The following is a 19,763-nucleotide window of genomic DNA, read 5'->3' as shown; positions in this document are numbered from 1 at the left end:
AAAAACTAGTCAAAGACTAGAAAAACAAAAGACACTAGTCCCCGCTGCGCTAAGACTAGCGCCAGTGAGAGTGACGGGAAAGCATGGGGAAATAGTGCCTATATTAATTTTAAAAAGGAATGAACATTAAAAGTTGTTCCAGTTCTTTATCCGTTAAGTTTTCCTGCTCTGATTTGTCATATATGGAAAGCAAATAAACTGTTTTCTCTGTTACTACAAAATTGGTAATCAATCGTGCACCGCCTGATTTACCTTTGCCTTTTGAAGCAATAGCAATTCTAACTTTATAACAACTTTTTCCAATTGCAGTACCTTGTTGTGGTTTATCTTCGAGTTGATCTATAAGTTGAAGTAATTCGTTTTTAAGAGAAGGGAATTTTTTAATGAGCTTTTTTGCCTGCTTCTCAAAAATATTAATGGACTTAACTTTATAGCTCATTTAAAAAATCTTTAGCATTACGAGCTTTCTTTTTACCACCGCGTATTAATTTCATTTCTTCTACAGCATCTCTGATTTCAATCATAAGCTGGGCCTTGCTATCAGTAAGCGTATGTGCTTTAATACGTGGTATACTTTTTAATACCTCCATTAAAGAAGCTGCCATATTATCGGGTATGTCTAATAATATCTTCATACAAGAAGTTGATTTAAAGTGTATTATTTATCAAATATATGAAATTTCATTGTAAGTTAAAACGAGATATATTTATTCCGTTTCAGTTAAAAATTAGGGTTAAAACTCTTATATTCTTTTATACTCTAATATTCTGTCTTAGTTGAGTTTCTACCAACTTTTTTCTCAAATTTCTTATCCGCACTAACAGACGGTATTTTCAACCAGTCACATAGTTCACCAATAAAACGATCTTTATGTTGTTCTACATAAGCAGAAACAGAAGCAGCAGTAAGTTGAGACATAGGGGTGTTGGTTATTGTGTTATCGTATGTAAAGATAGAAAGCCAAGTGTAAAGTAAAAAGTGTAAAAGTGTAATTCGTTTCTCAAATATGCTTTAAATTATATTCTTATTCCCTGCGTTTGGAATTTGTTTTTTGCTTTTACCACTGCTCAACCCGTTGTTGTGCCATTCGGCCAACAACCATGGGCTGTTTGATTTTTCAATCATTAACTAATGTAGAAAATCACAAATTAATAACTGTTGATATTGATAATATGTCAGCAACTAAAATTATCTTATCATAAGCGCTTAAATAAGACCTAAGATCAGTGAGTTGTTGGTCAGAAAAGACACAACAACGGGTTATGGCGTGATTAGGTGAGAGTGGTGAGCGCCAACATGAAGTAAAAAATGAGGCTATTTTATTAATAATTAACTAAATATAGTTATTTTTGATAATCGGTAAAGGATACCGAAAAATATTTGCGTTAGTTAAAACCCGTACTGGGAACCTGAGAAATTTTAAGTACACGGAGTTTAAACTCAATGCTCACGCATGCGTGGGCTTGGTTTACTCTGTGTACAGGTTTCTCAGGACCTCTGGTATGGATAGACTGAGTGCCACGCATCTTTTTTATAACCGCCTTTTGGTACTGAGGTAAAACCAAAAAATCAAAATGAAAAAACTTTTAACCACGCATTTGCTAATTGTATTTTTAGCATTTATCACAATTTTGTCTTGTAAAAAAAAGGATGATCCAGTTCCAGTAGTACCAGATCCAGTAGCTTGTTTTACAACATCTAAAACTACAGTAATGGTTGGAGAAAGCCTTACTGCCACTAATTGCTCTGCAAACGCAACTTCGTATTTATGGGAAGATGGTGATGGGTTTTCAAATACAAGTACTGATAGATCCATTAAATATAACTCTGCAGGCACATACACTTTAAAATTAACTGCTCAAGGTAATGGAAAAACAAATATTACCTCTCAAGTTATAACTGTAATTCCTGCAATGGGTTATGTTACTTTTTGGGAAAGTGGAACACCAAGATATAATATAACTACGGTTACAATTGGTGGTGTCTCAAGACAAATTACAATATATTCTCCGTCTGGAATTACTGCTTGTGGAGGTACAGGTTATGCAAACTTTTACCTAAGTAGTGGAAATCATTCTTATTCCGCTACAGATGGAACTTATACATGGAATGGTACAGTAACTATTGGTATTAATAATTGTGTTAAATTCCAATTACAATAAAAATTAAATTCAGCTACATTTAATTTGAATGTAGCTGAATTTATTAGTTTAGTACTTATTAAATGAAAGCTCATTCAATAAATCTATAGCTGATTTCAATTTCTTTTTACCCGCTTCATGAAGTTTTACATCATTAAAAGACTCTGCTAAATCAGTTATAAATTTACTTTCCCTTTTATTTTTTACTTCTTTCACAACCGAATGTAATCAAGGCTTTTAACCAATTCCATAAATAATGGAGCTTTATTGTTTTCAATATCTAAAATTACTTTCATAATGTTGCATTAAATATTTTTGTTGTAGAGTAAAATAAAAGACCTCTCAGATTAAAAATCAGAGAGGTCTTTTACTGAAAGTATGATAAATCGCATTTACGGAATCAGCTTTATCATGCTTTCAATTTCCTTATCCGTTAAATTTTCAAGTTCCGATTTATCATAGATAGTAAGTAAGAAAATTTTATTATTGATAACCTGTATATGAGTAATAACTCTAGCACCACCGCGTTTACCTTTACCTTTTGAAGCAATGGCCAAACGTATTTTATAACAATGGTTACTTATAGGAGTCCCCTGCTGTGGATTCTCTTTTAGGGAAACAATCAACTGTGCAAATTCTTTTTTTAAGGAAGGAAATTTTTTAGCCAGCTTTTTAACCTGCTTTTCAAAAAGAGCAGTAACCTCAATCTTATAACTCATCAAGTAACTGATCGGCAGATTTGAGGTTGATTTTGCCTTGTTTTGCAAGAGTTACTTCCTCAACAGCTTCTTTCAATCCTTTTAAGAACTGTGCTTTAGAAGGCGTGATGGTTTCAGCTTTTACAAATGAAAAATTTTTAAGCAATTCCAATACGAAATCCGCCTTGTTGTCTTTAATATCAAGTAGTACTTTCATATTTCTTTTATTTAAATGCGAAATTTAAGATTTACTTATTCGCTTATTACTACACCTAAATAGGTAATTTATTTATATCTAATATACAATAAAATTTTCATTTTAAAAAAACGGTATTTATCAGGATGCATGCTTGATTGGCTTCAAATGACCAAATAATTTGATAAGACATCTATTTTTTTAAAAATTTATTCTTGATCTCTGTCATTACATTATCGTGCGGAATACCATGACCACGTTGAAGTTCTTCTTTTGCTTGTTTAACAGAATCTTTTACCTGCTCAGGGAGTTCATTCCAAAAGTCTTTCGTGTCCACACCCAAAATAACTTTTACTTGGTCAAGAATAGCATCCTCTTCGGTATCGATTAACTTTTTAATCAGAGAATTCTTTTCGTTGTTTTCCATAAATTTCAGATTTACTTATACAATATAACGATTTTTGGCTGAATTAGTTAAGAATAAAAGCATTTAACAAACCTAAAATACTTAGTTGCTTATGCAAACAGTTTAAATAAAAAATTATTTCTTATGAATATTTTATTTTCTAAACTCTTTAACAATTTCATACCCGAGTATTCCTTTTTGAGTATACATATTAATAGTATCGTTTAAATGCATAGTGACCCATTTATCTTTTACTACATTAAAACGTTCTAGTTTTTGAGTCTTTTCATTTAAAATATAAATATAATTTACGCTAGAATTGGACCTTTGTACAGATTCAATTTTTTCAATTTTAACTCTTGTCATCTTTTTTTCATCCTTTTTAGTTATATAATTTATAAAACAAAAAACAAAAACACTCACTAAAATTGCACCAATAGATCCCCAAACATCATATTTTATACCCTTTTTGTTCTTAAAAAAGAAATAAGCTAAAACATATACTACTAAACCTGGAATTGAATATACTATCAAAAACTTCTTTGCTTCTAGCATATCAATAATAACTTTATATTGTAAAATTATTCCTAAGAGCCCCGTCATAAGAATTTTAAAGCTGAATGGTAATTTAGTTTTCATTTAAGAAATTATTATAAATATTTATAATATGACAACAAGTTGATTCGTACACAAGAAATAAATTATACCAAGTCATTCCATCCATTTGGAATTTCTGCTTAGACCTTAATTCCAAGCTCCCCAAACCCTCTCCAAGCCTGCACACCACCCGTATGCAAGGCAACAATCACGGATCCTTTTGTAAAATAACCTCGCTCAATTTTATCTAATAAACCAAACATCATTTTACCATTATAGATTGGATCAAGTAAAATACCGGTTTGTTTTTTAAAAGATTTTACAAAATCGATCAATTCGGGTTTCATCTTTCCATAGCCACCAAATACGTAATCGGAAGTAAAGTGCGCTAACTTCGTTCGGTCAAAATCTTCTTTTAACAATTGTGCTACTTCATCTATGATATAATCGCCATTTTTTAAGGCTGAAAAAACCAACAGTTTCGCATCTTTATTTTTAATTCCTTTCATCAAACCGGCAAAGGTACCACCCGTACCACAGGGCGTAGCGAGGTAATCGAACGGAATTTCAATTTCATTTACCAATTCGGCAACACCTTCAATTGCAAATGCATTTGTTCCACCTTCGGGAATAAAATAAAAATTCTCCGCCGCGGCGGACGCATTCGAATTGCTTAATTCAAACGCCAACAAATTATGCTCTCGAATATTTCTATAATTTTCTCTTGAAACAAAAACGAATTCCATTCCCAATGCAGCGGCATCTTTCAGCGTCGGATTTTCAATCAACAATTCTTCACCCCGAATTATGGCCTTGGTTTTCAAACCATGTTCGTTACCATAGGCAGCCGTTGCAATGATGTGGTTTGAATACGCACCACCACAAGTCAACAGGCCTGTTTTACCTTCCCGCAAACACTGCAACACATTGTACTTCAGTTTCCGAATTTTATTTCCGCCGTATAAAGGGTGAATGAGATCGTCGCGTTTCAAATACAATTGTACACCAGCCTTTTCGGTTTGGGGAAGATTGATACGTTGAAGTGGACTTAGTTGCATGCTGTAAAGATAAAGGTTTTATTTTATTGGTTTTACGATTTAAGAACTACTGCCTAAACGAAGCGTTATCAGGCTGAAAGTCTGAAATAGAGTAGCTAGGGGCAACGCCCCTAGTCAATAACGTCCTTGAAAATTTATAGTATCATTTTCGAACAAGTCGTCGGACCACAAAAATAGTGGTCTGACGACTGTGTACAATTCAAACAATCTAAATTACTAGTCAAAGACTAGCAAAATAAAAGACACTAGTCCCCGCTGCGCTCAGACTAGCGCCAGAGAGCATAGATTGGTGTATAAATTCCAAACTACTCTACAAACCAAAGAATTAGAATTTGACATTCATTTTTTTCAAAAATTTAAAAGCAACAGATTAAGTCTTATTGTGTTTTCAGCCGTTTGGAATTTGTTTTTTGTTTTTTGGGATTTTGGCTATTATAGTGCTCCTGCTTGAAAAAGATAAACTGCTCATTTGTAATATTAGCCCAACCTTAGAGACAGCCGTTTGGAATTTGTTTTTTGGAATTTGGAATTTTATATGACAACCCTCTACTGTATCAAAAACCCAAACAGTTCGTTTAACCAAAGGGTTTCCGTATCTTTGCACCTATGGCAGAAAATGACATTTCAGAAGAATTAGAAGACGGCTTTAGTGAAGACGAATTATTTGAGCATCACCGAGTAGTTTGTGATCCGGGGCAATCTCCTATCCGTATCGATGTATTTTTAATGTCGCGTATACAATACGCAACACGTTCGCGCATACAATATGGTATTGAAATCGATTCTGTTAAAGTAAACGACAAGTCTACCAAAGCAAGTTATAAAGTTAAACCGGGCGATGTCATTACTATTTCGCTACCGCATCCGCCAAGAGAAGATGTATTGATTCCGGAAGATATTCCGCTGGACATAGTATATGAAGACGACCAGATTCTGATTGTAAATAAAAAACCGGGCATGGTGGTGCACCCTGCACACGGCAACTGGACTGGCACGCTTGTGAATGCATTGGCGTTTCACTTCGAAAATTTACCTACGCATGTAAACGGTAGAATCCGTCCGGGTTTGATACACCGTATCGATAAAGATACTTCTGGTTTATTGGTGATTGCAAAAACAGATTATGCCATGACGTTTATGGCAAAACAATTTGCAGACCACAGCATTGAGCGTACCTACTATGCCATATGTTGGGGCGTTCCCGATCCAAGAAGTGGCACCATACAAAATTATTTAGGTAGAAGTGTAAAAGATCGCAAACTCGTAACAACCTACGAAAGCGAAGAAGATGGAAAACTTGCCATCACACATTTCAAAACCCTTGCAGCTTACCATTATGTAGCATTGATACAGTGTAACTTGGAAACAGGTCGTACGCATCAAATCCGTGCACACATGAAATCCATTGGTCACTCCTTATTTAACGATATGAGTTATGGTGGAAATTCGGTTGTAAAAGGCACCGTTACAGGCAAGTACAAGCAGTTTGTTGAAAATTGTTTCAAGCTTTTACCCCGTCAAGCACTACACGCAAAAACATTAGGTTTCATACATCCAACAACAAAAGAGTTTATGAAATTCGATAGCGAAATACCTGCCGATATGCAAGCCGTGTTGGATAAGTGGGAACGTTATGTGGGGGAGGAAAAATAAAAAAGTATAGAGTACGGAGTACATAGTATATAGTACAAATGGTTTCACGTATTAAACGCATCCATAATTATCAAAAGATTTTTGTACTAAGTACTTAGTACTATATACTCCGTACTACTATGTCAAAAGGCGTTCGTTACATGCTCTTTTCTATCCTATCGTTTTCACTCATGCATTTGTGTGTGAAAGCGATACCGGAGATTCCCGTAGTACAAACGATTTTCCTGCGATCGATTTTTTCAATTGTATTCTGTTGGATTGCCATTAAACAAGCCAAAGTAAACTTATGGGGAAACAACAAACCAATCTTGATATTGCGTGGTATTGTTGGTATGTTATCGCTGATTTGTTTTTTCTATTCCATACAATTACTTCCCCTTGCCACAGCAGTAACAATAGGCAACCTTATTCCTTTCTTCACATTGGTATTGGCTTTTTTATTCTTACAAGAAAAAGTGCCGCTACTAAAATGGGTCTATTTTGGCATTTCGTTTTGTGGTGTATTAGTCATAAAAGGATTAGATGTTGAAGTAAATACACTCGGAATTCTTTTGGGTTTAGGTGCTGCATTCTTTACAGCAACGGCACACTTTGTGGTACGTAAACTCCGCGATACCGACCACACAGCGGTGATCATGTTTTATTTCCCGCTTATTACCATTCCGTTCATGTTACCACTCAGCATCCTACAATGGAAAACGCCGGATGCACGCGAATGGATGTATTTGTTGTTGATTGGTATTAGCACACACATCGGACAATTATTCTTAACCAAAGCCTATAAATACGAAGAAGTTAAAAATGTTTCCTTCGTGTATTACTTAGGCATTGTCTTATCTTTTTTCTATACGATTTTCTTCTTTGATGAATACATCAGCTGGGAATCGTCGATTGGTATTGGACTGGTTGTGTTGGGGATGTTGTTGAATATGCTGTTTAAGAACAAACAATAATTTGTTATCAGAGTTGAATTTGTTTTAGCCTGAAGTTGAAGGCAACATGTTAGTCAAGGTATTTTAAAATTTTTTTTGCCTGATTTTAACGCTAGAATAGTACACATTAGCTTAACTGAAACGAATTAAATTTATTAACCCTTACATGTTTACCACCAAGAACTTGTTGTAATAAAATTGTTAAATATTTGCTATTAATAATAAAATAATTCATTTTTGTGAAATTAAAAGTGCATATTTTCAATATGTTGAATTTTTGATTTAGAATACAATTGTTTATAATCCTTTAAAATAGCAAGTTTATTGTATTACAACGTATAAATATGATAAAAATTAAAAATATAGTTACATTTTTATTGGGAATTCAAACGTTTTGTCGTTTCGTTGAAGTAAAGTTTGAAAGTTGTTTTATTTAAAATAAAAATAAAGTATGAATGTAATTGAATTAAGAAAAAACGACATTTTTTGTTGTAATGAGTTTGAAGATGAAATCAAGGGGTCTTTTCCATCTGAACTAGGAGAATTAGTGAATGGACTATCCAATGTTACAGCCGCTTTTTATGGGATTACCATGGATCTTATTGGAGATAATTTTGGAAAAGACAAAATAGACTTAATTTCCTCTTCTTTAAATTATAGGATTGGAAAAATGAAAGCAATGGACTATCAATCCAACATTGGAATGGAAGATAGAGGAACTATTAACGTCATTGAAATAATTATTTACTCCATATTTTCTGCAAGTCCGGATTTTGTATTTAATGTCAAAAAATTAAGCAAGGAAGAATCGAGCATTGAAATTACTGGAATAGACCGTTATTACAAAGTTTGTAAAGAGCTTAATATTGATCAATACATACAATGGCCAGCTCAGAGACAATTTTTAAAAGGCATTATAGATCAGTTAGAAAATAATTTTGAATTTATTTCGGATCTTGTTTATATGAAAGAAACTGGAGAAACAAAATGTATTTACACTATAATAAATAGAAATAATGGTTGATATCGAAGAAAAAATTCTTGAGTCAAGACCATATATAGATTCGTTTGAATTTTTACAAAAAGAAGATAGTTTCTACAAATTTTTAATACCTAATAGTCAGGATTTCTATAATGACAATGTCTCGATACTTATTAAAAGACTAGCCTTACTAGGCAGTTATTCTATAGCCATGGAGTTTGACATAGACGAAAAAATTGTTTGTTTAGGCTCTTATCTGGTATTGAATAAAATTAACTTTGAAAATTTATTAACTTCAGATAAGATAGAGGTAAAAATTAGACCTCAATTTAAAGGGAAGAGAACAGCTTTGATGTATTGCGAAGTATTCAGTGAAAAAACGCTAGTGTATACGTTTAAATTAGAGTGTACAATCATGAATGAAGCTTTGTTCAAAAACAGATTCAAACATTTTGAAGCTAAAACAAATCCTGCTTGTTTAGATCATGAGTATACAAACAGGTTTAATAAATTGAGTGACACAAAGTTTGAAATTTATTTAGACAGGTATGCTTTTAAGAACTGTGATGGGCATTTTAAAGGTATTCCAATTGTTCCGGCAGTTGAGATTATTGAAAAAATATTTTTTCATAACAAACAATGGATAACCGAAGAATACAATAAAAAAGAATTTATTTTAAAAGAAATGCTGGCTTTTGCAGACTTACCATTAAGTCCAGCTACTTCCGTAACGATTTGTACAGATGTTAAATCTTTTAAAAATAATTACCACATGTTTACTTCTATAATTACTGACAATGAAGGAAATCACTATGGAACCTATAATTTAACATTCAAAATATGATAGAAAATGAAAATGTACTAATAACCGGATCAGATGGTGGAATTGGCTTAGCGCTTATCAATATTTTATTGGAAAAAGGTGTAAATAAAATTTATGCCACAGGACTAAATATGGATAGGCTTCAAGTAATTAAAGAATTATCTCCAGATAAAATAATTCCGGTACAATTGGACATTACAGATAAAGTACAAATCAAGAAATGCGCGGAAATTGCTAAAGATGTATCTATTCTGATTAATAATGCAGGTATAGAATTAAAGAAATCATTTTTAGATGAAGGCGCGAGTGAAGCTGGCGCCTTAGAAATGAGGGTTAATTATTTTGGTATGATTGATATGATCATTGAGTTTTTACCGATTCTTGAACAGAATAAAAAAGCCAAAATTGTCAATATTCTTTCTATGGCTAGTTTAGTCATAGTAAAAAGATTAGCTACTTATTGTGCAACAAAAACAGCCGCACATGTTTTAACTGAATCAATACGTCAGGAACTTTTAGAAAAAAATATTTTAGTAAGTGGTGTGTACATGGGCTATGTCAATACGAAAATGGTTCCGGAAAAAGTAGCTTATGAAAAAGAAGAGCCGATTAATGTAGCTCGCGAAATTATTGAAAGTTTATTACTAGATGAAATACACATTTTTCCAGATAAAATTTCAAAAGAGTACTCAGAAAAAAATCCTATAAAAACTGTTTTTTATCAATAACTATGAAAATACAAAATGATTATGTGAATTTGGAAATTATGTTTCCAGATCAAAATTTTATTCTTGAAGTTCGACCTAAAAATGATCCGGGTTTAGTTTTTAAATGGTTAGAAAATAATTTAAGCTTCATTGAAAAATCTCTTTTAGACTACTGCGGTATTGTATTCAGAGGGTTTTCTTTTTCTCAAGAAGAGTTTCAAAAAATTTCTGATCTTATTTCCACAGATGAATCTTTAGATTATACAGCTGGAATTGCACCGCGTGAAAAGCATAGCACGGGTGTTTATTTATCTACAACAATTGATAAACGATGTGAAATACCGCAACATCACGAGATGTCTTATTTCAGAAATTGGCCTATGAAAATTTTCTTCTATTGTGCAGAGCCATCACTGAGCGGAGGAGAAACAACATTGGTAAGCACCAGAACTTTCCATAAAAGACTAGACCCTGCAATCCTGAATACATTTGAAAAGAGAGAGGTATCGTATGTCAGAAATTATATTGAGGGTATTAATTCTTCTTGGCAAAAATCCTATGATACTACAGACAAACGTGTAGTAGAAGACATTGTACGCAATATGGGATTCGAATTTCAATGGAATGGAGAAAAGCTGAAAACCAAAAATGTTGCTCAAGGAGTAGCGTTTCATCCATTTACAAAAGAAAAAGTCTGGCACAATCATGCGCATGTTTATAATTTGTTTTGTGGCAAACAGGGTGAGCTTACACCTACATTAAAAATGGCTGAAGTTTCTTTTGGCCCAGAAAAAATAAAACAACTCTTAAGTTTAGAGCATACTGATTTACCTACAAATACGTATTATGGAGACGGCTCTATTATTGAACATGATATTATAGAAGAAATATGTGAAATATTTTCACAAGAGAAAGTTGGCTTTATATGGGAAAAAGGTGATTTTATGGTGCTTGATAATATGCTTTGTTTTCATGGAAAAAACCCACATGAAGGCGACGAGAGAAAAATCTTAGCAATAATGAAGGAGAAATATCCTTCATATAACTAATTTGCTCAGATACCACAAATACGTTTTATAACACATTGGTGGTATCTTGAATATTTAAAAACGAATTGAATTCAATGATAAAACGAATTGCGATAATAACAGGAGGAAGTTCTGGAATCGGCGAAGCGATTGCTTATACTCTTTCTGAAAATGGCTATAAAGTATATGCAACGAGTAGAAATCCTAAAAAAGAAAAAGAAAATGATGCATTCATTTTCTTAAAAATGGATGTACGGGATGATGCTTCTGTTAAAGATGCTATTAAAAAAGTAATCGAAGATGAAGGAAGAATTGACGTTTTGATTAATTGTGCAGGACTTGGACTTAACGGTCCGATTGAAGAAACTCCAATAGAAATGATTAAAGATGTTTTTGAGACAAATTTTTTTGGTATCGTTAGAACAACACAAAGCGTATTACCTCACATGAGGGAAGTGAAAACGGGGTTTATTATAAATATCAGCTCATTTGCAGGTGAATTTGGTTTGCCTTTGAGGGGATATTATTCTGCATCAAAAGCGGCAGTTGAAATGTTTACAGAGGCGTTACGCATGGAAGTAAAAAATTTCAATGTGCGCGTGAGTATTGTGCAGCCTGGTGATTTTGCAACCAACATTAGTGCTAACAGACCTACCGCTACGTTAACTGCTGATTCGGCGTACAAAGACATATTTGATAAAATAAATGATCAGGTAAATTCGGAGATGATTGAAGCTGCAGATCCAAGTGTTCTTGGAGAAGAGATCTTAAAAATATTAAATAAAAAATCTCCTCAGGTCCGCTATCGGATAGGACCATTTATACAAAAGTTATCTGTGCAGGTGAAAAAGATTGTATCAGGAAAAATATTTGAAACTATTATAATGAATCATTATAATATTAGATAAACCATTTTTTTTGAATTGCATTATCAAGATTCTTAATATATCAAACCACATTCAGACATATACTATAATGCAAATTATACTATTTGTTTAATCTCATCATGCATATAATAAATAAAAAAAATTAAATTAAAATTGAATGAAATTTCTTGAAGGAAAAATTGCATTGGTTACAGGTGCGTCAAGGGTATAGGTAAAGCAATTGCTTTTAAATTTTCACAAGAAGGAGCAAATGTTGCATTCACCTATTTATCAAATATTGAAAAAGGAATTGCTTTTGAAAATGAGCTTAAAGCATTAGGTGTCCAGGCAAAAGGGTATCGTTCAGATGCTTCAAATTTTGATTCTGCTCAAGATTTGATTAATGAATTAGTAAATAATTTTGGAGGTATTGACATTATTGTAAATAATGCAGGAATTACTAAAGACAGTTTATTGATGCGTATGACCCCAGAATCTTGGGAGCAAGTAATAACTGTTAATTTAGGCTCTTGTTTTAATATTGTAAAGGCAGCCCTTCGTACAATGATAAAACAACGATCGGCATCTATTATAATATTTCATCTGTAATTGGTATTAGAGGAAATGCCGGACAAGCAAATTATGCAGCTTCTAATGCTGGAATTATAGGTTTTTCCAAATCAGTAGCATTAGAATTAGGAAGTAGAAATATCCGATCTAATGTTATAGCACCAGGATTTATCGAATCGGATATGACCGCTGAGTTAGATGAAAAATTGATGGAAGAATGGAAAAAAGAAATTCCATTAAATCGATTTGGAACTGGTGAAGATGTAGCCAATACAGCAGTATATTTAGCTTCTGATTTAGCTTCATATATTACTGGGCAAACCATTCAAGTGAATGGAGGTATGTTAACTGTTGGTTAAGTATATGTATAACTTCTTGTTAGGTGTACAAGAAGTTATACTTTTTAGGTGGATAGTTAAAATCTTAATCGTTTCAGTTTTGTTGACAAAATGAATTGCCATATAAATATTTGAAATCACACCTTCTTCGCTTCGTTCCAATATTCATCCATCTCCGCCAAAGTCATTTTATTCAATTGCTTGCCATCTTTTTTAGATTCAACTTCTAAATATTGAAATCGTTTAATAAATTTTTTATTGGTTCGCTCCAATGCATCTTCGGGATTGATGTTTAAGAATCGTGCATAATTAATCAGTGAGAAAAATAAATCGCCCAGTTCACCTTCTGCTTTATCTACATCAATATTATTTTCGTCTTCAATATTAAATTCTGCTTTAAATTCTGCAAGTTCTTCTTCTACTTTTTCCCACACTTGTTTTTTTTCATCCCAATCAAATCCTGCTCCACGAGCTTTTTCTTGTATACGGGTTGCTTTAATCATAGCCGGCAACGATTTCGGAACACCGCTCAAAATGGATTCTTCTTTGGATTTTTCCGTCATTTTTATTTGTTCCCAATTGCGTTTCACTGCTTCTTCGTCTTCAGCTACTGCATCTCCATAAATATGCGGATGTCTACGAATCATTTTTTCAGAAAGTGAATTCAATACATCTCCTATATCAAAGGTGTTTGTCTCGGAGGCAATGCGGGCGTAAAAAACCAAATGCAACATCACATCACCCAGCTCCTTTTTGATTTCAACCATGTCTTTTTCAACAATGGCATCTGAGAGTTCAAAGGTTTCTTCAATCGTTAAATAGCGTAAACTTTCGATGGTTTGCTTTTTATCCCAAGGACATTGTTCACGCAATTCATCCATGATGGTTAATAATCGATCAAATGCTTTTAATTGTTCTGCTCTCGAATTCATAGGTAATAAGACGTTTAACACAACAAATAACTATATTCTATTTACTTATATGCGTTTTTGCAGCGAATAATTTCATGTGATGTTGATAAAATTTTAATTCGGATAAATTTTAATAAGAAAAGTCTGTATCCCATTACATTTTTGTAAATTTGATTAGAACAAACTCTTTTTATCTGTGACTTTAATTAAATCTATTTCTGGAATTCGGGGTACAATTGGTGGAAAACCAGGCGATTCACTAACACCCATAGATGTAGCAAAATTTGCTGCTGCGTATGGTACCTGGGCAAAATCAAATTCTGCCAGTAATACCATCGTTATTGGTCGTGATGCACGTTTATCTGGCCCTTGGGTGTCATCCATTGTAACTGAAACATTACGTTGTTTGGGTTTTGATGTTGTTGATTTAGGCTTGTCAACTACACCAACTGTTGAAATGGCTGTTGTTTGGGAAAAGGCAGCTGGCGGAATCATTATCACGGCAAGTCACAACCCAGGTAATTGGAACGCCTTAAAATTATTAAATGCCGAAGGAGAATTTATATCTGAACGTGATGGCAAAAAAATCCTTACGCTTGCAAAAAAAGAAAACATCGAATTTGTTGACGTAAAACACTTTGGCGCATACCGCAAAGACGACACCTATATTCAAAAACACATAGATGCCATATTGACTTTGCCATTGGTTGATGTACAAGCAATTCGTGATAAAAACTTTAAGATTGCAATTGATTGTGTAAACTCTACAGGCGGTATTGCTCTTCCAATTTTATTAAAAGCATTGGGCGTGAAAGACGTAGCAGAATTTTATTGTGAACCCGATGGACACTTCCCACACAATCCTGAACCATTAGCAGAAAATCTTTCGTTCATTTCAAATGAAATTGAAAAAGGACAGTACGATTTGGGAATTGTGGTTGATCCTGATGTAGATCGCTTATGCTTCATCAACGAAGACGGAAGCATGTTTGGAGAAGAATATACCTTAGTTGCTATTTCTGATTATGTATTAAAGCATACGCCAGGCAATACTGTATCAAACTTGTCGTCAACCAGAGCATTAAAAGACGTTACAGAAAAACATGGCAAACAATACGTAGCCTCAGCAGTAGGTGAAGTAAATGTGGTTACTGCTATGAAAAAAAATAAAGCTGTAATTGGGGGAGAAGGCAACGGTGGCGTTATTTATCCAGAACTACACTACGGTAGAGATGCCTTAGTGGGTATTGCATTATTTCTTTCTCATTTAGCAAAATATGGAAAATCTATTTCCATGATGCGTGCAAGTTATCCCAACTATGTTATGTCAAAAAACAAAATTGAATTAACTTCCGAAATAGATGTTGATTGTGTAATAGAAAAAATCAAAGAACACTATTCCAAAACTCCTATGATTACAGTAGATGGAGTACGTCTCGATTTTGATGCAGGCTGGGTACATTTACGTAAATCCAATACCGAGCCCATCATTCGAATTTATGCAGAGGCTGAAACACATGCCATTGCAGATAATTTAGCACATAAAATCATTAGCGATATCAAAGAAGTTCTCGATACCAATGCGTGTATATCTAGATAATGCAGCCACCACCGCTCTAGATCCATTGGTTCTTGAAGCGATGATGCCGTATTTTACGACGCACTTTGGCAATGCATCTTCGATACATGGTCATGGACGCGAAACACGTTCGGCCATAGAAATTGCACGCAAAAAAATTGCCGATTTATTAAATACCACAGCAGCTGAAATCTTCTTTACTTCTGGAGGAACAGAAGCAGATAACACGGCAATTATTGGTGCTGTTGAAAATCACAGCATCAAACACATCATTACCAGCAAACTGGAACATCATGCCGTATTGCATACGGCTCAATATTTAGAAAAACTAAATCGAGTATCGGTCCATTATGTAAACGTAAATGAACTCGGCATTATTGATGTAGCACATCTAGAATCCTTGTTACAAGAATTTCCCAAGGCCTTGGTAAGTTTGATGCATGGCAATAATGAAATCGGAAACATGCTAGATCTTAATAAAGTAGGTGCGCTGTGTCACAGTTACAATGCTTTATTTCATAGCGATACCGTCCAAACCATCGGACATTATCCTTTGCATTTGTATTCATTACCCATTGACTTTATTGCAGGTTCAGCACACAAATTCCACGGACCCAAAGGCATTGGTTTATTATATCTAAAATCAGGATCCAGCATTAACCCATATCTACACGGTGGTGCACAAGAACGCAACATGCGTGGAGGTACGGAAAATACCGCCGCAATAGTCGGCATGGCAAAAGCTTTAGAGCTTTCCTATCAACGTATGGAAGAAGATCGTGTGCTCATCACGGCTTTGAAAAAATACATGATCGGAGAACTGAATGGCATCCCAGGTTTATTATTCAATGGCGAATCTGCGAATGTTGATACCAGTTTAATGCATGTGTTGAATGTAAGTTTGCCTCCATCGGAAAACAATGAAATGTTGGTAATGAACTTGGATATAGCAAAAATTTCTGCTTCTGCTGGTAGTGCTTGTACAAGTGGCACGAATATTGGCTCTCATGTATTAGAAGCCATTGGCGCCAAAGACGACTGGGGTTATGTACGTTTCTCGTTTGGAAGAAATAATACCAAAGAAGAAATAGATTACTGCATTCAAACGTTAATTAAAAGTATTAAATAATCTATTATGAAACATCTAATCGTATTTATAAGCATTGTCTTCGCTGCCTCTTCGGCTTTAGCACAAACAGGTAAGCCCTTCCCAAATTTTCAGACAAAAAAATTAACGGGGCAATCCTTTACTTTGCCAGACAGCGTTAAAGGGAAATTCACAATTATCGGAATTGCATTTTCTGCAAAAGCAGAAGAAAGTTTAGTGACCTGGTATGAGCCAGCATACCAAACATTCATACAAAAAAAGAAAACGATGTTTGCTTCTGAGGTATATAATGTAAATACCTATTTTGTTGCTGTTGTTACAGGAAGCAACAAAGTTTCTGGCGATGCCATCGTTAAAAAAATTAAACAAAATACGCAAAAAGAATTGCAAGCTTACGTATTAACCTATATCGGTGAGTTTGCCTCGTATAAAACGATGTTGAACATTACAGAAAAAGATGAGCCTTACTTTTTCATTTTAGATGAACGTGGCATTATTGCACATGTCACAAAAGGCAAATACACAGCAGCAAAATTAGCTGAAATTGAACAAGCTGTTTCTGATGATGAATAAGAAATTATTTATTAAATATTTAAAAAGCCAACGCATTTACAATTCGTTGGCTTTTTTGCTTTAGGTGATGTTTTATATTATGTTGGCGGAAAGCATTATAAGCTAAGCACTAAATATAATAATGCCATTATTATTGAAATTATGTCATCGAAAAAAGAAATTATTTTTCAAAAAGAAATTAGCCCCTTCAGCAAAAGAGTATTTAAATCTTTTGCTATCGAATCAGCTGTATTTTTTATTCTTATTATATATTCTTTTTCTGTTTTTAAGAATGTAGATACTTCCTCTCTATTTTTTAGCTTTATAATGGTTTGGTATTCAATTATTATATTTTCTATTTTTAGACTTTTTAGAATGCATTATAAATTTGAGTCAATAAAAATTTCTTTAATAACATTTTCAAATGGCACTTTCACTTTTCATATTCTAAAGAAAGAAAAGCTTGAGATTATAGAAATTAGAGTAAAAAATATTAAACTATTTCTACGGTGGGCAAAAGCAAGTCGAACTCGTATACCTGTATTGTCTATCTTTGATGAAAATAAAAAAATTGCTGTTATTTATCAAACGCATCGTGATAATGAGCCAGACCAAATTGAATATAACATACGAACATATTTGGAATTTTTAGATAAAAAAAATCTCAAAACTGAAGCTAATGACTGAACTTGAAAACTACATTAAATCATACTTTGGAGTCAACACTGAGGACTTACAAAAAATCGTTTCTCTTTTTACCGAAACGAAATTAGCTAAAGGAGAATATTTTGTAAAGAAAGGACTATTATGTGAAAAATTAAGTTTTGTCCAAACAGGAATCATTCGGATGTATGCTGAATCTGGTAACAAAGATATTACACAATGGATTTCTAGCAAAGGTTATTTCGTAACTGATTTGTCGAGTTTGGTTTTTGAAACTCCTGCACGTTGGAACATACAATCCTTAACCGACTGCACTCTTTATACCATTGATAAAGAAAACTATGCAAGCATTCATACGCTTGTAACCAATTGGATAAGCCTAGAAAAACTTTTTATTGCCCGTTGTTTTTTAATGTTAGAAGATCGCGTATTTAACTTGCTTTCTTTATCTGCCGAAGAACGGTACGATACTTTTTTTGAATCGAATCCAGAACTCTTCAATCAAGTGCCTTTACAATACATTGCATCTATGCTCGGCATGACTCCCGAAACCTTTAGTCGCATACGCAAAAAGAAAAATTCTTGATTTTTATCAAGACCAATCATTCCTTTCTTTCGCATTTTTGTGTTGTTCATTTTATTCAACAACACAATGAAAACGTTTTTCACATTCATAGTATGCACCGTTTTAACCACTACAGTTATGGCAAAAGAAATCACAAGCGAAATTATGATAAACGCTACTCCTGAAAAAATCTGGGCTATTCTTACTGACTTCAATAATTATTTAAGCTGGAATCCGTTTATCAAATCTATTAAAGGTGATGTTCAGGTAGGCAATAAAATCAACGTAAGCCTTGATGGAATGAAGTTTAAACCCAAAGTTCTTGTCTATGATAATTGTAAAGAATTTCGCTGGATCGGCCAATTATTATTCCCAGGTTTGTTTGATGGAGAACATACATTCTTAATCTTTGATAATGGAAATGGTACAACAACGTTCATCCAACGTGAAACATTTAATGGTATTCTTGTTCCGCTATTTCATAAAAAATTAGATACAGATACCAAGTGCGGTTTTGATGCTATGAATCAAAAGTTGAAAGAAGAAGCTGAAAAATAATTAAAATATTTTACTCTTTTATTGGCTATTGGATTAGAGCAAAACATAATTACAAAACAAAATTTCATTTCTTACGTTTTAAGCACATAGATATTCAATTTTAACTTTTAACTTTTATTTCAAAAATGGAAAACACAACAGAAGTAACACGCGTAGATTTTGGCACTCGATTAGCAGCACTCTTATTAGATGTACTAATTATTTTCGGTATTTCATTTGTAGCTGCACCAATTATTGGTGGATTTTTAGGCGCTGCTGTAGCTACAGCAGGTGCTGAAACTATGGGAGGTACAGACCCAGCAGCAGCAGCAGCAGTTGGTGGATTTTTAGGATCCTTAATGGCATTAATGGTCGTTGTACCTACAATTTATGTGGTTTATTATTTAATTGAAGGATTAACAGGACTTACATTAGGAAAGTTAATTTTAGGAATTAAAGTTGCCAACCAAGATGGTACGGCTGCTCCAGTAGGTACATTAATGACACGTTGGGCGGTAAAATCTAGTGGTAACATTTTAACCATACTTGGTACTATTTTAGGTATTTCTATACTTGGTTCAATTGGTGGCTATGTCGGGTTAATCATATTTGTTGGTTGCTTCATGGTTTTAGGTGCAAAAAAACAAGCAATTCATGATATGGTTGCTAAAACAGCTGTATTCAAAAAATCTGATATCGTATAATACAAACGTATTTCTTTGCAAAAGAGTCCTGATTACTTTGTAATCAGGACTCTTTTTTTTTATTTCTTCATAAACTAACCGAACAGGGGTAATCTCGGGTCAGGTAAAAAAGCTGGGGAGTAACTGATAAAATATTAACTTTACAGGT

General features: G+C 33.6%; 25 protein-coding genes and 1 pseudogene. 16 read left to right on the top strand and 10 right to left on the bottom strand.

Going from position 1 to position 19,763, the window contains the following annotated elements:
* Positions 1-109: 109 nt before the first annotated feature.
* The 3 genes from Q0543_RS05475 to Q0543_RS05465 form a co-directional block, all read right to left on the bottom strand.
* Positions 110-439, bottom strand: a complete 330-nt coding sequence (locus tag Q0543_RS05475; protein WP_299250192.1) for a type II toxin-antitoxin system RelE/ParE family toxin — start codon at positions 437-439, stop codon at positions 110-112.
* Positions 429-635: a hypothetical protein gene (locus tag Q0543_RS05470; protein ID WP_299250190.1), complete on the bottom strand. Its 207-nt coding sequence runs from the start codon at positions 633-635 to the stop codon at positions 429-431. Before Q0543_RS05470 ends, Q0543_RS05475 begins: the two co-directional genes overlap by 11 nt.
* A 125-nt stretch (positions 636-760) precedes the next feature.
* Positions 761-919 carry a hypothetical protein gene (locus Q0543_RS05465; RefSeq protein ID WP_299250188.1) on the bottom strand — a complete coding sequence of 53 codons (159 nt, stop codon included), beginning with the start codon at positions 917-919 and terminating at the stop codon, positions 761-763.
* A 656-nt stretch (positions 920-1,575) separates the two neighbouring features.
* On the opposite strand from Q0543_RS05465, the gene Q0543_RS05460 reads away from it, so the two are divergent.
* Positions 1,576-2,163 carry a PKD domain-containing protein gene (locus Q0543_RS05460; RefSeq protein WP_299250186.1) on the top strand — a complete coding sequence of 196 codons (588 nt, stop codon included), beginning with the start codon at positions 1,576-1,578 and terminating at the stop codon, positions 2,161-2,163.
* Positions 2,164-2,211: 48 nt separating this feature from the next.
* Here Q0543_RS05460 and Q0543_RS05455 read toward each other — a convergent pair whose 3' ends face one another.
* The 6 genes from Q0543_RS05455 to Q0543_RS05430 all read right to left on the bottom strand — a co-directional run bounded on the left by Q0543_RS05455 (position 2,212) and on the right by Q0543_RS05430 (position 5,097).
* Entirely contained in the window at positions 2,212-2,358 is a 147-nt protein-coding gene (locus Q0543_RS05455; RefSeq protein ID WP_299250184.1) for a hypothetical protein, read from the bottom strand.
* 176 nt (positions 2,359-2,534) lie between these two features.
* Entirely contained in the window at positions 2,535-2,861 is a 327-nt protein-coding gene (locus Q0543_RS05450; protein ID WP_299250182.1) for a type II toxin-antitoxin system RelE/ParE family toxin, read from the bottom strand.
* Positions 2,851-3,057 (bottom strand): hypothetical protein, encoded by a 207-nt coding sequence (locus tag Q0543_RS05445; protein ID WP_299250180.1) that lies wholly within the window; start codon positions 3,055-3,057, stop codon positions 2,851-2,853. The genes Q0543_RS05450 and Q0543_RS05445 overlap by 11 nt, the downstream gene beginning before the upstream one ends.
* 172 nt (positions 3,058-3,229) lie before the next feature.
* A complete protein-coding gene (locus Q0543_RS05440; protein ID WP_299250178.1) occupies positions 3,230-3,463 on the bottom strand; it encodes a hypothetical protein in 234 nt (77 codons plus the stop codon).
* Between the two features lie 132 nt (positions 3,464-3,595).
* Positions 3,596-4,081, bottom strand: coding sequence for a hypothetical protein (locus tag Q0543_RS05435; RefSeq protein ID WP_299250176.1), 486 nt, complete (start codon positions 4,079-4,081; stop codon positions 3,596-3,598).
* A gap of 98 nt (positions 4,082-4,179) precedes the next feature.
* Complete coding sequence (locus Q0543_RS05430) at positions 4,180-5,097, bottom strand: pyridoxal-phosphate dependent enzyme (protein WP_299250174.1); 918 nt, start codon at positions 5,095-5,097, stop codon at positions 4,180-4,182.
* A gap of 606 nt (positions 5,098-5,703) precedes the next feature.
* Between Q0543_RS05430 and Q0543_RS05425 the strand changes: the two genes are divergently transcribed.
* From Q0543_RS05425 to fabG, 8 genes and pseudogenes are all read left to right on the top strand, one after another.
* Positions 5,704-6,750 carry an RluA family pseudouridine synthase gene (locus tag Q0543_RS05425; protein WP_299250172.1) on the top strand — a complete coding sequence of 349 codons (1,047 nt, stop codon included), beginning with the start codon at positions 5,704-5,706 and terminating at the stop codon, positions 6,748-6,750.
* A gap of 119 nt (positions 6,751-6,869) precedes the next feature.
* Positions 6,870-7,703 carry a DMT family transporter gene (locus Q0543_RS05420; RefSeq protein WP_299250170.1) on the top strand — a complete coding sequence of 278 codons (834 nt, stop codon included), beginning with the start codon at positions 6,870-6,872 and terminating at the stop codon, positions 7,701-7,703.
* Between the two features lie 430 nt (positions 7,704-8,133).
* The gene (locus Q0543_RS05415) at positions 8,134-8,706 is read left to right on the top strand and encodes a hypothetical protein (protein WP_299250168.1); all 573 of its coding nucleotides are present in this window, start codon (positions 8,134-8,136) and stop codon (positions 8,704-8,706) included.
* Entirely contained in the window at positions 8,699-9,508 is an 810-nt protein-coding gene (locus Q0543_RS05410) for a hypothetical protein (RefSeq protein ID WP_299250166.1), read from the top strand. Before Q0543_RS05415 ends, Q0543_RS05410 begins: the two co-directional genes overlap by 8 nt.
* Positions 9,505-10,215 carry an SDR family NAD(P)-dependent oxidoreductase gene (locus Q0543_RS05405; protein ID WP_299250164.1) on the top strand — a complete coding sequence of 237 codons (711 nt, stop codon included), beginning with the start codon at positions 9,505-9,507 and terminating at the stop codon, positions 10,213-10,215. Before Q0543_RS05410 ends, Q0543_RS05405 begins: the two co-directional genes overlap by 4 nt.
* A 2-nt stretch (positions 10,216-10,217) precedes the next feature.
* Positions 10,218-11,243 (top strand): TauD/TfdA family dioxygenase, encoded by a 1,026-nt coding sequence (locus Q0543_RS05400; protein ID WP_299250161.1) that lies wholly within the window; start codon positions 10,218-10,220, stop codon positions 11,241-11,243.
* A gap of 74 nt (positions 11,244-11,317) precedes the next feature.
* Positions 11,318-12,130 carry an SDR family oxidoreductase gene (locus Q0543_RS05395; protein ID WP_299250159.1) on the top strand — a complete coding sequence of 271 codons (813 nt, stop codon included), beginning with the start codon at positions 11,318-11,320 and terminating at the stop codon, positions 12,128-12,130.
* A gap of 136 nt (positions 12,131-12,266) precedes the next feature.
* Positions 12,267-13,017, top strand: a pseudogene (fabG, locus tag Q0543_RS05390) (3-oxoacyl-[acyl-carrier-protein] reductase).
* Positions 13,018-13,133: 116 nt separating this feature from the next.
* Here fabG and mazG read toward each other — a convergent pair.
* Positions 13,134-13,928, bottom strand: coding sequence for a nucleoside triphosphate pyrophosphohydrolase (mazG, locus tag Q0543_RS05385; protein ID WP_299250157.1), 795 nt, complete (start codon positions 13,926-13,928; stop codon positions 13,134-13,136).
* A gap of 175 nt (positions 13,929-14,103) precedes the next feature.
* On the opposite strand from mazG, the gene glmM reads away from it, so the two are divergent.
* From glmM to Q0543_RS05350, 7 genes are all read left to right on the top strand, one after another.
* Positions 14,104-15,507: a phosphoglucosamine mutase gene (glmM, locus tag Q0543_RS05380; RefSeq protein ID WP_299250155.1), complete on the top strand. Its 1,404-nt coding sequence runs from the start codon at positions 14,104-14,106 to the stop codon at positions 15,505-15,507.
* Positions 15,488-16,615, top strand: coding sequence for a cysteine desulfurase family protein (locus Q0543_RS05375; protein WP_299250153.1), 1,128 nt, complete (start codon positions 15,488-15,490; stop codon positions 16,613-16,615). Before glmM ends, Q0543_RS05375 begins: the two co-directional genes overlap by 20 nt.
* Positions 16,616-16,621: 6 nt before the next feature.
* A complete protein-coding gene (locus tag Q0543_RS05370) occupies positions 16,622-17,167 on the top strand; it encodes a hypothetical protein (protein WP_299250151.1) in 546 nt (181 codons plus the stop codon).
* A gap of 141 nt (positions 17,168-17,308) precedes the next feature.
* The gene (locus Q0543_RS05365; RefSeq protein ID WP_299250149.1) at positions 17,309-17,833 is read left to right on the top strand and encodes a hypothetical protein; all 525 of its coding nucleotides are present in this window, start codon (positions 17,309-17,311) and stop codon (positions 17,831-17,833) included.
* Positions 17,826-18,395 carry a Crp/Fnr family transcriptional regulator gene (locus Q0543_RS05360; RefSeq protein ID WP_299250147.1) on the top strand — a complete coding sequence of 190 codons (570 nt, stop codon included), beginning with the start codon at positions 17,826-17,828 and terminating at the stop codon, positions 18,393-18,395. The genes Q0543_RS05365 and Q0543_RS05360 overlap by 8 nt, the downstream gene beginning before the upstream one ends.
* A gap of 117 nt (positions 18,396-18,512) precedes the next feature.
* On the top strand, positions 18,513-18,932 hold the full coding sequence (locus Q0543_RS05355; RefSeq protein ID WP_299250145.1) for an SRPBCC domain-containing protein: 420 nt from the start codon (positions 18,513-18,515) through the stop codon (positions 18,930-18,932).
* Between the two features lie 125 nt (positions 18,933-19,057).
* On the top strand, positions 19,058-19,615 hold the full coding sequence (locus Q0543_RS05350; RefSeq protein WP_299250143.1) for an RDD family protein: 558 nt from the start codon (positions 19,058-19,060) through the stop codon (positions 19,613-19,615).
* Positions 19,616-19,763: the final 148 nt, after the last annotated feature.

It is taken from the genome of uncultured Cytophaga sp. (assembly GCF_937863595.1).
GTDB lineage: Bacteria > Bacteroidota > Bacteroidia > Cytophagales > Cytophagaceae > Cytophaga.
The sequence above is the reverse complement of the archived record's forward strand: the minus strand, read 5'-3'. Positions and strand labels throughout refer to the sequence as shown.